The following is a 14,170-nucleotide window of genomic DNA, read 5'->3' as shown; positions in this document are numbered from 1 at the left end:
ATGAATATTTTTGCTATCTTGAACCACATGGGTGTGTTCTTTAAAGAAGAGCCTGTACGCCAACTGCATGCGGCTTTAGAAAAAGCCGGTTATGAAGTGGTTTACCCGGTCGATGATAAAGACCTGATTAAACTGATTGAAATGAACCCACGCATTTGCGGCGTTCTGTTTGACTGGGATAAATACTCACTTGAATTGTGTGAACGCATTAGTCAAGTCAATGAGAAATTGCCCGTACACGCCTTTGCCAATGAACAATCCACCTTAGATATTTCTTTAACTGATCTGCGTTTGAACGTGAGCTTTTTTGAATATGCCTTAGGCATGGCTGACGATATTGCCATTAAGATCAATCAAGCGACACAAGAGTATAAAGAGGCAATCATGCCTCCATTTACCAAAGCACTGTTTAAATATGTGGATGAAGGGAAATATACTTTCTGCACCCCCGGGCATATGGGCGGCACTGCCTTCCAAAAAAGCCCCGCGGGTAGCATCTTCTATGATTTCTATGGCCCAAATACTTTTAAAGCTGACGTGTCTATCTCTATGCCAGAGTTGGGTTCATTACTTGACCACTCAGGTCCACATAAAGAAGCGGAAGAGTATATTGCTCGCACTTTTAATGCGGACAGTTCTTACATTGTGACTAACGGAACATCGACCTCAAACAAGATTGTTGGTATGTTCTCGGCTCCTGCTGGCAGCACGGTTTTGGTGGATCGCAACTGTCATAAATCCCTCACTCATCTCATGATGATGACGGATGTGACACCGATTTATTTCCGCCCAACTCGTAATGCTTATGGGATTTTAGGCGGCATTCCACAAAGTGAATTTAGCCGTGAAGTGATTGCGGAAAAAGTAGCGAATACACCGGGAGCTACTGCGCCAACCTATGCGGTTGTGACTAACTCCACTTACGATGGCCTGCTTTACAATACTCAGTTCATCAAAGAGTCTTTGGATTGTAAACATATCCACTTTGATAGCGCTTGGGTGCCTTACACTAACTTCAACGCGATTTACCAAGGTAAATGTGGCATGAGTGGTGAAGCCATTCCGGGGAAAGTGTTCTATGAAACACAGTCTACTCATAAACTGCTGGCGGCTTTCTCACAATCTTCCATGATTCACATTAAAGGGGAGTTTGATAAAGAATCCTTTAATGAAGCCTTTATGATGCATACCTCAACCTCACCACAGTACGGGATTGTGGCTTCAACAGAAACTGCCGCAGCGATGATGCGAGGCAATACTGGCCGTAAACTGATGCAAGACTCGATTGATCGTGCTATCCGTTTCCGGAAAGAGATCAAACGTCTGAAAGGGGAAAGCGAAAGCTGGTTCTTTGACGTTTGGCAGCCTGAAAATATTGATACCACGGAATGTTGGAAGCTAGAACCTAGCGATAATTGGCACGGTTTCAAGGATTTAGATGACAATCATATGTACCTTGACCCAATCAAAATTACCCTACTGACTCCGGGAATGAGCCAAGAAGGAGAGCTTGAAACGTCAGGTATTCCCGCATCATTGGTGGCAAAATTCTTAGACGAACGTGGTATTGTGGTTGAGAAAACGGGCCCTTATAACTTGCTGTTCCTATTCTCGATTGGGATTGATAAGTCAAAAGCGATGCAATTGCTGCGTGGCTTAACCGAATTTAAACGCGGTTATGATTTGAACTTGACGATCCGTACTATGCTGCCAGCACTGTATAAAGAAGATCCAAGCTTCTATGAAGGCATGCGCATTCAAGAGTTGGCGCAAGGTATTCACGACTTGATCAAAAAATATCAATTGCCTGAACTGATGTACAAAGCGTTTGATGTTTTACCTGAAATGAGAGTCACGCCTCATGCGGCTTGGCAGGAAGAGCTTCGTGGACAAACCGAAGAAGTCCAACTCGGTGAGATGGTCAATCGAATCAGTGCCAATATGATTCTGCCTTATCCTCCTGGTGTTCCTTTGGTTCTGCCTGGTGAGGTGGTGACAGACGCTTCACGTCCAGTATTAGAGTTTTTAGAAATGCTGTGTGAAATTGGCGCTCATTATCCAGGCTTTGAAACCGATATTCACGGTTTATATCGCCAAAATGATGGCAGTTACACCGTAAAAGTGCTGAAAGCTTAACGACGAATACGGTGAGCGGAGGTTCGGAAAAAGGATTCATTGCAGATCTTTCTCCTCTCTGCTCACCGTTAGTAATTTGACCATAAGCACCCTCAGAACGCAGGTCGAACCCAGAGCCCAATCGGGCTCTTTTTTATCTCCCCTTCTTACTTGAAGCCGCCGTGTTGCTTACGTTCGTTCACCCCAATTACATAAGATAGGGGCTTCACGCACTTACCGCCTGCCTATTACTCCAAGCTGTTTGGGTAGAAATCAAGCATAGCCAAAACCTCACACCTTAAAGTGGCCAATACTCTGTTTCAGTTGCTGGCCGCTATCCGAGAGCTGTTGACTGGCGGAGGCTACTTGTTCTGCCTGTGTCGCTGCTTGGGTGCTATGCTCGGCAATTTGGGTTAGATTACGATTGATTTCATCCGTTGCCGCAGTTTGTTGGGCGCTGGCTTCGGCAATGTGTTGGTTGAGGTTAACAATCACTTTCACTTGCTGATCAATTTCATTCAGCATTTGCTGAGCCAGCGAAGCTTGCTCTTGGGTGGCTTGTGATTGCTGTTGAGTCTGAGTCATGGAGTGACTTAAGGCTTTGGCTCGATCTTGTAGACGACCTACAATCTGTTCGATTTCATCGGTACTGCTTTGGGTTCGAGTGGCAAGGGTGCGAACTTCATCAGCAACAACCGCAAAGCCTCGCCCTTGCTCCCCGGCTCTTGCGGCTTCTATCGCTGCATTGAGAGCCAGTAGGTTAGTTTGCTCTGCTATAGCGCGTATCACATCTAAGATCTTACCCACTTCTTCGGTTTCTTTGGTGAGTATTTGGGTATTGTGCTCTGTTTCCGTTAGACGCTGTGATAACTCACTCATATAGCCAGACGCTTTACCAATCACTTGGCTCCCTTCTTGCCCTTTCTGGCTGGCGGTTTGTGCAGCAGAGGCGGCATCATGGGCTGCATTGGCCACTTCTTGATTGCTGGCGTGCAGTTCATTCATTGCCGAGGCTACGGTGTCGACCGACTGTTGCTGTTGAAGCGCTTTTTGTGACGAGCTGTGGGCAACCTCCGTCAAGGCTTGTGCATGTCCGGTTACCTCGCGGGTGATGGGCGTAATTTCTTGGACTATTTTGCGAATCTTATCGGTAAATTGATTAAAGGCGCGTGCAATGCGAGAAAGTTCATCATTCCCTTGTGTATCGAGTTGTTGGGTGAGGTCGCCTTCCCCTTTCGCAATATCTTCCATGGCGGCTAAAGTGGCTAAGCAAGGTTTCGTAATACTGCGTCCAATCAGATAAGCGAGAGCGGCCATAACAATAATGGCTATCGCCAACTGAAATAGAACGGTTTGGGTACGCGCCGCAAAGAGAGCTTGCACATCATCAAGATACACCCCTGTACCAATAATCCACCCCCAAGGTTTAAACAGAGCCACATAAGAAACTTTATCTATAGGCTGTTCTGCACCAGGTTTAGCCCATTGATAATAGACAAAACCTGCCCCTTGTTGCTGGCTGGTCTGGACCATCTCGACAAACAGTTTTTTGCCATTAGGATCCATAAACTGGCTAAGATCTTTACCATTGAGATGAGGGCTGAACGGGTGCATCACCATCATAGGTTTCAGATCGTTGATCCAAAAGTAATCTTTATGACCATAACGTAATGTAGCAATCGTTTCTTTGGCATTTTCTTGAGCTTGTAAGGCCGTCAGCTCACCTGCCAGTTGTTTCTTATGATAGTAGTGTAAGATTTCAAGGCTGCTTTCGACCAAATATTGCGTTTGTAGCTGCTTCGCCGCCATAAGGTCTGCTTGATAATCCTTAATTAACAATCCGAAAGGTACTAAGAGTAGGCCAACAATAACGGCACTAAGTAAGTATAGACGAGCTCGGATCGTGATTTGACGCAAACGTGAAAAAGACATAAGCATCACTCCTTGTAATGCTGGTGGTTTAAACTATCTGTTTGATTTATTGTTTTTTTACTGTAGCAGCTAAAGTGAGTAGGGGTAAATGAGACTTAGGGAGAAGGTGTGAGCTGATCGAGTTTATCCAACCATAAAAATGGTATCGAAAGCGCGTTTGGGTGAAAAGTGAGGAGAAAATAAAAAGCCATTAACCGAAAAGATTAATGGCTTGATGTTAATTCATGGATAACAGCGTGATTAGTTCATGCCGTACTTTTTCAGTTTTTTACGAAGCGTACCGCGGTTGATTCCCATCATGGTCGCTGCGCGTGTTTGGTTTCCACGCGTGTACTGCATGATGGTGTCGAGCAGTGGCTGCTCAACTTCAGCTAGAACTAATTCGTAGAGTTCAGTGACTTCCTGACCATTTAACTGGGCAAGATAGTTTTTAAGAGATGCTTTAACGGAATCGCGCAGGGGTTTTTGCGTGATTTGATCTTGTGAAGTGACAGTAGTGACGGTTAAAGCTTCTGAAGTCAGATTTTGTTCGAACATATTCGGTCTAGCTCTTCTCTTAATTATGATGCAACGTTATCAAAATAACCTTCAAGGGCTTCTAGTTGCAGCGGTGCTGCTTCTATCGCGTTGAAGGTACGGCGAAACTCACTCGCTTGTTCATGCTCTTTTAGGTACCAGCCTACATGCTTACGCACGATTCTAGGCCCTAAATACTCGCCATAAAACTGATGGAGAGCGTCTACATGACCAAGCAATATATCCTTTACTTCCGTAATCGGAAGTTCAGGCATGGTGGTACCGCTTTCCAAATAGTGTTGGATTTCCTGAAAAATCCATGGCCGACCTTGGGCAGGGCGTCCAATCATTAAAGCGTCGGCACCGGTATATTCCAGTACCTGTTTGGCTTTTTGTGGAGAATCAATATCTCCATTAGCGATGACAGGAATACTGATGGCCTGCTTAACGGCTTTAATGCTGTCGTATTCCGCCTCTCCTTTGTACATACAAGTTCGAGTTCGCCCATGCAGAGCGAGGGCTTGTATGCCGCAGTCTTCGGCTAACTTAGCGATATAGACACAGTTTTTATGGTCTGTGTCCCAGCCAGTTCGGGTTTTGAGTGTTACAGGAACATTCACTGCATTGACAACGGCTTTAAGGATATCTTCTATCACATCCGGATAGCGTAACAATGCAGAGCCGGCTAGCTTTTTATTTACTTTTTTTGCTGGACAGCCCATGTTGATATCGATGATTTGTGCACCATTTTCAACACTAAACTGCGCAGCTTCGGCCATCAGCTGTGGATCGCTACCTGCAATTTGTACAGAACGAATGCCCGATTCGCCTTCATGTACCATGCGGTTTTTCGATTTGTCGGTTTTCCATAGAGCGGGATTGGATGACATCATTTCACTGACCGCCATTCCTGCACCATAACGGAGACACAACTCTCGAAACGGTCTATCGGTGACCCCAGCCATCGGGGCAACGATGAGATTGTTGTTAAGTTGATGATTTCCGATTTTCAAAACGTCTTCACAGCTTCGTACCAGCAAGGGCGCGCATTTTACGCATTTTTTGACTGTGTGAAAAGACTAATATTTGAGCATTCGCAAATTGTTTTTGCAAATAGTCTATTTTTCAATCAATTAACACGTAAACTTATTGCTAGTCTTGCTTACGCCCAGTAATGCGACACCACTCTTCTTGCTCGGCAATGGGGTCAATACTCAATTCATCGCGGTAGTAATTGGCGACATCTTCTGCTTGGGTATTGAGTACGCCAGACATTGCGAGCTGGCCACCGGGTTTAATCAAACTTTTAATGACGGGAGAAAGTTCACGCAGTGGGCCGGCTAAAATATTAGCGACCACGACATCCGCCACTAAATTATCTGGCTGGTTTTGTGGAAGATAAACCTCAATTTTGTCGGCGACGCCATTACGAGCAGCGTTATCTTTAGAGGCGAGCAGGGCTTGTGGATCAATATCGATACCGATCACTTTTGCTGCGCCCAGCTTAATGGCGGCAATGGCCAGAATACCGGAGCCACAACCGAAATCGATGACTGTTTTACCGGATAGATTGAGTGAATCTAGCCATTGTAGACACAACGCTGTCGTTGGGTGTGTTCCGGTTCCAAAAGCCAGACCCGGGTCGAGAAGAACATTGACGGCATTCGGATCAGGAATCTCGCGCCAGCTTGGACAGATCCATAGCCGTTCACCGAATTTCATGGGATGGAAGTTATCCATCCATTCCCGTTCCCAGTCTTTGTCTTCGATCTGCTCGATTTTATAAGCAAAGTCGTCAGCCAGTAGCTGGCTGGTTTGAATCTGCTGAATGACGAGTTGTGTGTCTATCTCAGCGTCATAAAGGGCCAGTACATCCGTATCCCCCCATAAGCGAGTTTCACCCGGAAGAGGTTCAAAAACAGGGGTATCTTTTGCATCCAGAAAGGTGACAGATAATGCACCAGTTTTTTCCATTAACATATCACTGATTGGCTCAGCGTTCTGGTTGGTGGCGTTAAGTTTAATTTGAATCCAAGGCATGGCGCTTGATCTCTTTATTCACTTTAATTGGCGCAGAGTCTAGCAGATTTGCGCACGGTTTAGCAGCAGAGGATATGCTCTTCGCTTCGACAAGGTAAATCATCGTGGTAAGGGGGAGAGATAAAAAAGCATAATGCCCACCGAGGTGGGCATTATGCTTAGGCAAAGGGATTATTGCATGCCAAGCTTTTTCTCAAGATAGTGGATGTTGGTGCCACCATTTTGGAAGTTTTCATCTTTCATGATGATGTCTTGCAAAGGAATATTGGTTTTAATTCCCTCAATAATCATTTCGTCTAACGCGTTACGCATACGAGCAATGGCGACATTACGGTTCTCACCATAAGTGATCAATTTGCCGATCATTGAATCGTAGAATGGCGGTACAGTATAACCTGAATAGATATGTGATTCCCAGCGGACACCCATGCCTCCTGGGGTGTGGAGGCGAGTAATTTTACCTGGGCTAGGAAGGAAACGCTCAGGATCTTCTGCGTTGATACGACATTCCATCGCATGGCCACGGATTTTGATGTCATCTTGAGTAAATGACAGCGGCTGACCCGCAGCAATACGCAGCTGTTCTTTAATCAAATCTACGCCCGTTACCATTTCGGTTACTGGGTGCTCTACCTGAATTCGTGTGTTCATTTCGATGAAATAAAACTCACCGTTTTCATACAAGAATTCAAAAGTACCCGCGCCACGGTAGCCAATTTCAATACAAGCTCGAGTACAACGCTCGCCGATGTATTTACGAACTTCTTCTGTAATTCCTGGGGCTGGGGCCTCTTCTACCACTTTCTGGTGGCGGCGCTGCATTGAACAGTCACGTTCACCGAGGTGGATCGCATTACCTTGACCATCCGCTAAGACTTGCACTTCAACGTGACGAGGGTTTTCTAGGTATTTCTCCATATAAACCATGTCATTATTGAATGCAGATTTCGCTTCTGCTCGAGTCATGTTAATGGCGGTAAGTAGCTCTGCTTCGCTGCGAACAACGCGCATACCACGACCGCCGCCGCCGCCAGAGGCTTTGATGATGACTGGGTAGCCAATACGTTTAGCATGGGCTTTATTTTTCGCATCATCGTTATCCAGTGGGCCATCTGAACCTGGTACACAAGGCACCCCCGCTTTTTTCATCGCGGTAATGGCGGAGACTTTATCGCCCATCAAACGGATGGTATCAGCTTTCGGGCCAACAAAAATGAAGCCACTACGCTCAACTTGCTCTGCAAAGTCGGCATTTTCAGAGAGGAAGCCATAACCTGGATGGATGGCAACCGCACCTGTCACTTCAGCGGCTGAAATGATACGAGGGATATTGAGGTAGCTTTCAATACCTTTGGCTGGGCCAATACATACGGTTTCATCTGCCAGCAATACGTGTTTTAGATCGCGGTCAGCGGTAGAGTGAACGGCAACGGTTTTGATGCCTAATTCTTTACATGCGCGAAGAATACGAAGCGCAATTTCGCCTCGGTTTGCGATGACTAATTTATCTAGCATAATAATACGCCTCGATTATTCGATGACCACAAGAGGTTGGTCGAATTCAACAGGCTGACCATCTTCTACAAGAATTTGTGTTACGACACCAGATTTATCTGCTTCGATTTGGTTCATCATTTTCATGGCTTCCACAATACATAGCGTATCGCCGGCAGAAACAGTTTGACCCACTTCAATGAAAGATTTTGCATCAGGGCTTGGTGAGCGGTAGAAGGTGCCTACCATTGGAGAAAGAACCATATGACCTGTTTGTACTTTTGCCGCTGGCGCCGCTGGTACTTCTGCGGCTACTGGTGCTGGTGCGGCGACGGGAGCCGGTGCTGCGGCATAATGAACCTGAGCGGCAGGTGCTGGATTATGGCGACTGATACGTACCGATTCTTCACCTTCTGAAATTTCTAGTTCAGATATGCCAGATTCTTCTACCAATTCGATCAGTTTCTTGATTTTACGAATATCCATTGTTTCTTTCTCTTTTATCTTGTGAGTAAGACAACCCTATTCGGGTTGTAGAGTGTTGGGTGATTACTTGGTTTGCAACGTATGGATCGCTGCTGCCAAAGCAAATTCATAACCTTGTGCGCCTAAACCACATATCACTCCTTGAGCCTTATCAGACAGATAGGAGTGATGGCGAAAAGCTTCTCGTGCATGTACATTGGATAGATGCACTTCAATAAAAGGGATTGCCACGCCAAGCAAAGCATCACGCAAAGCGACACTGGTATGAGTGAACGCTGCGGGATTTATGATGATGAAGTCCACGTGCTGATACGCTTGGTGGATAGCTTCGATCAATTCATATTCACGATTAGACTGAAGATGCTCTAATTCCACATTCGCTTGTGCGGCTTGTTCTTTTAACTTTTCGACGATTTGCGTTAAGTTTTGCGAACCGTAGTGTTCTGGCTCTCGTAAACCTAACAGGTTTAAGTTTGGACCATTAAGAACAAGAATGCGTAATTTTGCGGTCATTGTGTGGCTATCTTCCTCTATTGTGAGACGTAATCCAATAATCCCATATTATGACGTTTTCGACACAATTTTTTTGTCAAAAGTTCACTGTTTTTATCAAATTGACCATGATTATAGCTAATTCATCGCAAATGGCAGCAATTTACTGGTCTAATGACTAGGGTGGGTGTTTTTTTGAAGGGAAGTAATTCGGCAGAACTTAGATTTGAGAGAGGGGATCCTAGGTTCTAGGTCTTATAACCTAGAACCTAGCTTGCGCTTCTTTTACAACTGCGCTTTTTCAGCAATCAACTTATCCACGACGCTCGGATCAGCGAGGGTTGAGGTATCACCAAGGTTGCTGGTATCTCCTGCGGCGATTTTACGTAAAATACGGCGCATGATTTTACCTGAACGGGTTTTCGGGAGTGCGTCTGTCCAGTGCAGAACATCTGGCGTGGCAATGGGGCCTATCTCTTTTCGTACCCAATCTTTGACTTCTTTATGTAGTTCTGCGCTTGGGTAGACGCCATCATTGAGGGTGATATACGCATAAATGGCTTGCCCTTTAATGTCATGTGGAACACCGACAATGGCGGCTTCGGCAATTTTGTCAAAGGCCACTAATGCAGATTCAATTTCCGCGGTGCCCATTCGATGTCCAGAAACGTTGAGTACATCATCTACGCGCCCGGTTATCCAGTAATAGCCATCTTCGTCTCGACGTGCGCCATCACCCGTAAAGTACATGCCTTTAAACGTTGAAAAGTAAGTCTGCTCGAAACGGTCGTGGTCGCCATAAACACTTCGCATCTGGCCCGGCCAAGAGTCGAGAATCACTAAATTACCTTCGGCCGTTCCTTCAATAATATTCCCCATATTATCAACCAAGGCGGGTTGTACACCAAAGAACGGGCGGGTTGCTGAACCAGGCTTCAAGGCTGTTGCGCCGGGTAACGGGCTGATTAATATGCCGCCAGTTTCTGTTTGCCACCAGGTATCCACAATCGGGGATTGTTCATTACCAATTGTTTTGTAATACCACTCCCATGCTTCTGGATTTATCGGTTCACCGACAGACCCCATAATGCGTAAGCTGCTGCGATGAGTTCCTTTGATGGCTTCATCTCCTTTCGCCATCAAGGCGCGAATTGCGGTAGGTGCGGTATAGAGGATGTTGACTTGGTGTTTATCGACCACTTGGCTCATGCGGTTGGTATCAGGGTAATTCGGCACGCCTTCAAACAAAACGGTTTTGGCACCATTGGAGAGTGGACCGTAAATGAGGTAAGTATGCCCTGTGATCCAACCGACATCTGCGGTGCACCAGAAAACCTCTTGAGGTTGATAATCAAAAATATATTTGAAGGTCATGGTCGCATAGACTAAATAACCACCCGTGGTATGCAATACCCCTTTGGGTTTGCCTGTCGAACCTGAGGTATAAAGAATGAAGAGAGGATCTTCGGCGTTCATTTCTTCTGCCGGGCAGTGGTCGGAGACGTGGGCTATCGCATCATGCCACCAGACATCTCGGTGCTCATGCCATTCGACATGCCCACCCGTTCGTTGAAACACGATGACTTTGCTGATGCTTTTGATTCCAGGGTTAGTTAAGGCTTCATCGACGTTCTTTTTGAGCGGAACGGGGCGGCCTGCTCGAATGCCTTCATCGGCGGTGATCACTAATTTTGCATCGGAATCAATGATGCGTCCTGATAGTGCTTCTGGTGAAAACCCCCCAAATACCACGGTATGGACGGCGCCAATACGAGTACATGCCAGCATGGCAATCGCCGCTTCTGGTACCATCGGCATATAGAGGCAGACCACATCGCCTTTACGAATTCCTTGTGCTTTTAAGGCATTCGAAAAACGGCAGACTTGTTGGTGTAATTCTCGGTAGGTGAGGCTTTTATCCTCTGCGGGATCATCCCCTTCCCAAATAATGGCAATGTGATCGCCCTTTTCTGCTAAGTGGCGATCCAGACAATTGGCAGAAACGTTCAGTGTTCCATCTTCAAACCAGCGAATATCCACATGGCCAGTATCAAAGGAGGTGTGCTTGACTTGGCTAAAGGGCTTAATCCATTCAACCACTTTGCCATGTTCACTCCAAAAGCTTTCTGGGTTGTTGACGGATTGCTGGTACATGGTCAGGTAAGTCTCATTATCCGCATGGGTGTGGGCCTTGATGTTCTCTTTGACCGGATAAATATGGGCGTCACTCATTGTTCTTCTCCTTGTGAATACGGCAAATTTCCTTTTCAGCAAGTGTTTTAAACATAACCGCGGAAATTCGATCCCCATTGTTTACTGGAAGCGGTAACTTCGAGTTGTCTGGGTATATGCCTATAACTGTTAGTCAGGGGCACAATTTCTACAATTAGACTTTAGGATGAAGCGAAAGAAGTTTTGTTTTGTGTCGCATTAGTGGGGGTGTTGATAGGGGGAGCTTAAACAGGGGATATCCCCTTTGGTTAAACGAACAAACACCAATGCGGCAGCAATGGCATCTTGCAGGGCATCGTGTTTGTTATGTAAAGGAAGATCGAGATGGTGGCAGATGGCGGCTAAGCTAAGATCAAAATAGGCGTTGGGTAATTGTTGCTCTAATTTATCATGATAAAGTTGGCTGACTTCAATGAGTCGGTTAGGTAACGGAAAGCCTAAGTGTTTACGAGATGCCAGATCCAAAATGGTTTTATCATAGCGGATGTGATAACCCACTAATGGGCGATTGCCAATAAATTCAATTAGTTGGATTAACGCTTCGCGTTCTGTGATGCCATAAGCGAGATCTTGATGGCGTAAGCGATGGATGCGGACCGACTGAGAATCTAAAGACTGTGGCGCCTGTAGTCGAACTTCAAAAGATTGGCTGGTTAAAATGCGATTTCCAATAATTTTGGTGGCGGCAATGGTGACAAGTTCTGCATGTTTCGGATCTAAGCTGGTGGTTTCACAATCCAGAGAGATGAGCTCTTGCTGTTGGCAAGCCGTGAAAAGGGGCTGATAGGGTGAGCCTTTCAATTTTTGAAACCAATAATATCGAGTCAGCCAGTTCATCCTTAGTTAATCCCTAATTTGGTAATGGTAACCTAACCATTGCTTGAATTTCTTCACCACGTGTAAACTGTGCCGCAGTAGGTCTCGTTCTGCTCGTTCTAACTGTTTTAAGTCAAGCTGATTATGCGTATGTTGATTATGTAATTGCTGAGCAAGTCGGAGCTTGAAAAAGAGTTTGAGTGCTTCACTGAGATTATCTCCCGTCTCTTTTTCTAATACTCGCTGTTTAACCAAGGCTTCAATGCGTTGGAATGTATTGTTGGGGGAAATTCCGTACTCTAAACTCAGTGCTCGAATACCATGGACGATTGGAAAAATTCCCCCTTGCTTAATATCTAGCCCTGATTTGCTGCTTTTAACATGACCAAATAATGTCAATGGCACAGAAAAGTTGAGTGCGGGGCGAGTGAATTCCGCTAAAATCAGCTCTTGATGGGCCATAAGTTGGCTAAGGTGCTGTTTTATTGGCGATAATAGTTGTTTATTTCCAGCAATGGCATGTGCGTCGGCCATAATAGCGATCTTCATGATCTGCTCGGGCTGAGCGCTTTTTATCCAATGCGTTAAGCTCTGTTTCCACGCTGATTGCGATTTTACCCACTCGGGGTTATTCACCATTACTTTTCCAGGGCAAAGTGGGTAGCCAAGTTGCAATAAGGTATGGGTTAAGGTTTCCATAATCGATGCACAGTGGTGCCATTCCAAGCCATCTTTAATGATTAAGGCATTATCTTGATCGGTTTTGAGCACTTGTTCTCCTCTTCCTTCCGAGCCTAGTACCACAAAGCAGCAATGATCATGCAGTGTGAGGGGAACCACTAGTTCAAAAGCCTTTTCAATAATCTGTTCATTGACTGCTGCAATCAATTCCATCACAAAACGAGTGCGGACCCCTCGGCTGAGCAAGTTGTCTACTAACTGTCGTTGTTTGCTGGCGGCGAGTGCTAACTCGTCTATAGTTGAGGCTCTGGCAATGGCAAGTGTTAAGACATGAGAGTGGGTCGAAAAGGTACTTAAGATCTGTAGCATAGATAACAAACCTACTGCACGATGACCGTGACAGACCATCAGGCGTTTTACTTTATGGCGAGTCATCATCACCATGGCATTAAAGAGAAAGTCACCTTGTTCAATATGCAGTACGGGGAAGGTCGCTATTTTTCCGACCGCGGTGTCTAGCGGATGGTTATCCAACATGACCGCATGGAGGAGATTGGTTCTCGTGACAATGGCATAAGGAGGAATATTCTGTTGGGTTAAGCGTGGATCATCGTGGGCTAATTCCACAAAAGCGGCATCAATACTCTGCTCCCTCATTAATTGTGTGACAGCTTGTAAAGAGTCTTCTGGTTTGAGTAATGTTGGGGGAAGATAGAGCGAAGGCTCTATCTTAGTGAGGATGAATTCAGCGATATTCTTTTGTTGTTGCGCAGCTTCAATGAGGGCTTGTCGTTTAGCGAGGCTATTATCGAAGTAAGCCGCAAATTGACCATTTTCTTGATACAAGGCTAAAAAGACTTTTTTGGGTAGCAGATAGCTTAAGGTATCTTCTAAAGCGACATAATGATGTTTTGCTTGTTGCTCAAAAAGAGCACGAACATCAAACATATCGTCATTGGCGTAATGGGCGTAAATCTTTTTGCCATCAGCAGAGCGTTCTTCTACCGTGCCTTTAATTAAAATCCAGAGCTGTTCACATGCTTGACCTGTGTGGATCAAAATATCCCGCTCACGGTAATAGGCTACGTCTAAGGCGGTACGTAGTTTATATTGCTGAGGTTCCGTGAGCCGATCAAACGGAGGTGAGTTCATGTTGAATTTTTCAGGCATCGTTTTAACCTCAACGAGGAGACTGAACTAAGTGTGGCTAATTTTCCTCTGTTCACCAGACGACTTTGGTCTAATTAAGCGTTGGATCGGAAGTTGATAGGGGAAATATAAGTTTAGGTGAAAGATCCCTTTTTAGTTAAAGGCTTCTCATTGCATAATAGCGACTTTCGTAAGTGTCGCTGATCATTCAGTCGTT

General features: G+C 45.5%; 11 protein-coding genes. 1 reads left to right on the top strand and 10 read right to left on the bottom strand.

Features of this window, described 5'->3' with window-relative positions; all coding sequences use genetic code 11:
* A complete protein-coding gene (locus B5D54_RS12505; protein WP_078926900.1) occupies nt 1-2,136 on the top strand; it encodes a lysine decarboxylase CadA in 2,136 nt (711 codons plus the stop codon).
* A gap of 270 nt (nt 2,137-2,406) precedes the next feature.
* Here the strand turns inward: B5D54_RS12505 and B5D54_RS12500 are convergent, their stop codons facing one another.
* The 10 genes from B5D54_RS12500 to B5D54_RS12455 form a co-directional block, all read right to left on the bottom strand.
* Nucleotides 2,407-4,047 (bottom strand): methyl-accepting chemotaxis protein, encoded by a 1,641-nt coding sequence (locus tag B5D54_RS12500; RefSeq protein ID WP_078926899.1) that lies wholly within the window; start codon nt 4,045-4,047, stop codon nt 2,407-2,409.
* A gap of 240 nt (nt 4,048-4,287) precedes the next feature.
* Complete coding sequence (gene fis / locus B5D54_RS12495) at nt 4,288-4,584, bottom strand: DNA-binding transcriptional regulator Fis (RefSeq protein WP_000462885.1); 297 nt, start codon at nt 4,582-4,584, stop codon at nt 4,288-4,290.
* 23 nt (nt 4,585-4,607) lie between these two features.
* Complete coding sequence (dusB, locus tag B5D54_RS12490) at nt 4,608-5,576, bottom strand: tRNA dihydrouridine synthase DusB (RefSeq protein WP_078926977.1); 969 nt, start codon at nt 5,574-5,576, stop codon at nt 4,608-4,610.
* 139 nt (nt 5,577-5,715) lie between these two features.
* On the bottom strand, nt 5,716-6,603 hold the full coding sequence (gene prmA, locus B5D54_RS12485) for a 50S ribosomal protein L11 methyltransferase (RefSeq protein WP_078926897.1): 888 nt from the start codon (nt 6,601-6,603) through the stop codon (nt 5,716-5,718).
* 171 nt (nt 6,604-6,774) lie between these two features.
* Nucleotides 6,775-8,118 carry an acetyl-CoA carboxylase biotin carboxylase subunit gene (gene accC / locus B5D54_RS12480; protein WP_078926896.1) on the bottom strand — a complete coding sequence of 448 codons (1,344 nt, stop codon included), beginning with the start codon at nt 8,116-8,118 and terminating at the stop codon, nt 6,775-6,777.
* Nucleotides 8,119-8,133: 15 nt separating this feature from the next.
* Nucleotides 8,134-8,583 carry an acetyl-CoA carboxylase biotin carboxyl carrier protein gene (accB, locus tag B5D54_RS12475; RefSeq protein WP_078926894.1) on the bottom strand — a complete coding sequence of 150 codons (450 nt, stop codon included), beginning with the start codon at nt 8,581-8,583 and terminating at the stop codon, nt 8,134-8,136.
* Nucleotides 8,584-8,646: 63 nt separating this feature from the next.
* On the bottom strand, nt 8,647-9,096 hold the full coding sequence (aroQ, locus tag B5D54_RS12470) for a type II 3-dehydroquinate dehydratase (RefSeq protein WP_078926892.1): 450 nt from the start codon (nt 9,094-9,096) through the stop codon (nt 8,647-8,649).
* A 264-nt stretch (nt 9,097-9,360) separates the two neighbouring features.
* Nucleotides 9,361-11,307, bottom strand: coding sequence for an acetate--CoA ligase (gene acs / locus B5D54_RS12465; RefSeq protein ID WP_078926891.1), 1,947 nt, complete (start codon nt 11,305-11,307; stop codon nt 9,361-9,363).
* Between the two features lie 198 nt (nt 11,308-11,505).
* Nucleotides 11,506-12,144, bottom strand: coding sequence for a 3'-5' exonuclease (locus tag B5D54_RS12460; RefSeq protein ID WP_078926889.1), 639 nt, complete (start codon nt 12,142-12,144; stop codon nt 11,506-11,508).
* 6 nt (nt 12,145-12,150) lie between these two features.
* On the bottom strand, nt 12,151-13,974 hold the full coding sequence (locus B5D54_RS12455) for a DUF294 nucleotidyltransferase-like domain-containing protein (protein ID WP_078926887.1): 1,824 nt from the start codon (nt 13,972-13,974) through the stop codon (nt 12,151-12,153).
* Nucleotides 13,975-14,170 lie beyond the last annotated feature (196 nt).

It is taken from the genome of Vibrio cincinnatiensis DSM 19608, assembly GCF_900167345.1.
GTDB lineage: Bacteria > Pseudomonadota > Gammaproteobacteria > Enterobacterales > Vibrionaceae > Vibrio > Vibrio cincinnatiensis.
This window is presented reverse-complemented; position numbering and strand designations above follow the sequence as displayed.

Bases quoted from the DNA above. Each gene is read 5' to 3' on its own strand.
- B5D54_RS12505 (WP_078926900.1), top strand. From the start codon at position 1: ATGAATATTTTTGCTATCTTGAACCACATGGGTGTGTTCTTTAAAGAA.
- B5D54_RS12500 (WP_078926899.1), bottom strand. From the start codon at position 4,047: ATGTCTTTTTCACGTTTGCGTCAAATCACGATCCGAGCTCGTCTATAC.
- fis (WP_000462885.1), bottom strand. From the start codon at position 4,584: ATGTTCGAACAAAATCTGACTTCAGAAGCTTTAACCGTCACTACTGTC.
- prmA (WP_078926897.1), bottom strand. From the start codon at position 6,603: ATGCCTTGGATTCAAATTAAACTTAACGCCACCAACCAGAACGCTGAG.
- accC (WP_078926896.1), bottom strand. From the start codon at position 8,118: ATGCTAGATAAATTAGTCATCGCAAACCGAGGCGAAATTGCGCTTCGT.
- accB (WP_078926894.1), bottom strand. From the start codon at position 8,583: ATGGATATTCGTAAAATCAAGAAACTGATCGAATTGGTAGAAGAATCT.
- aroQ (WP_078926892.1), bottom strand. From the start codon at position 9,096: ATGACCGCAAAATTACGCATTCTTGTTCTTAATGGTCCAAACTTAAAC.
- acs (WP_078926891.1), bottom strand. From the start codon at position 11,307: ATGAGTGACGCCCATATTTATCCGGTCAAAGAGAACATCAAGGCCCAC.
- B5D54_RS12460 (WP_078926889.1), bottom strand. From the start codon at position 12,144: ATGAACTGGCTGACTCGATATTATTGGTTTCAAAAATTGAAAGGCTCA.
- B5D54_RS12455 (WP_078926887.1), bottom strand. From the start codon at position 13,974: ATGCCTGAAAAATTCAACATGAACTCACCTCCGTTTGATCGGCTCACG.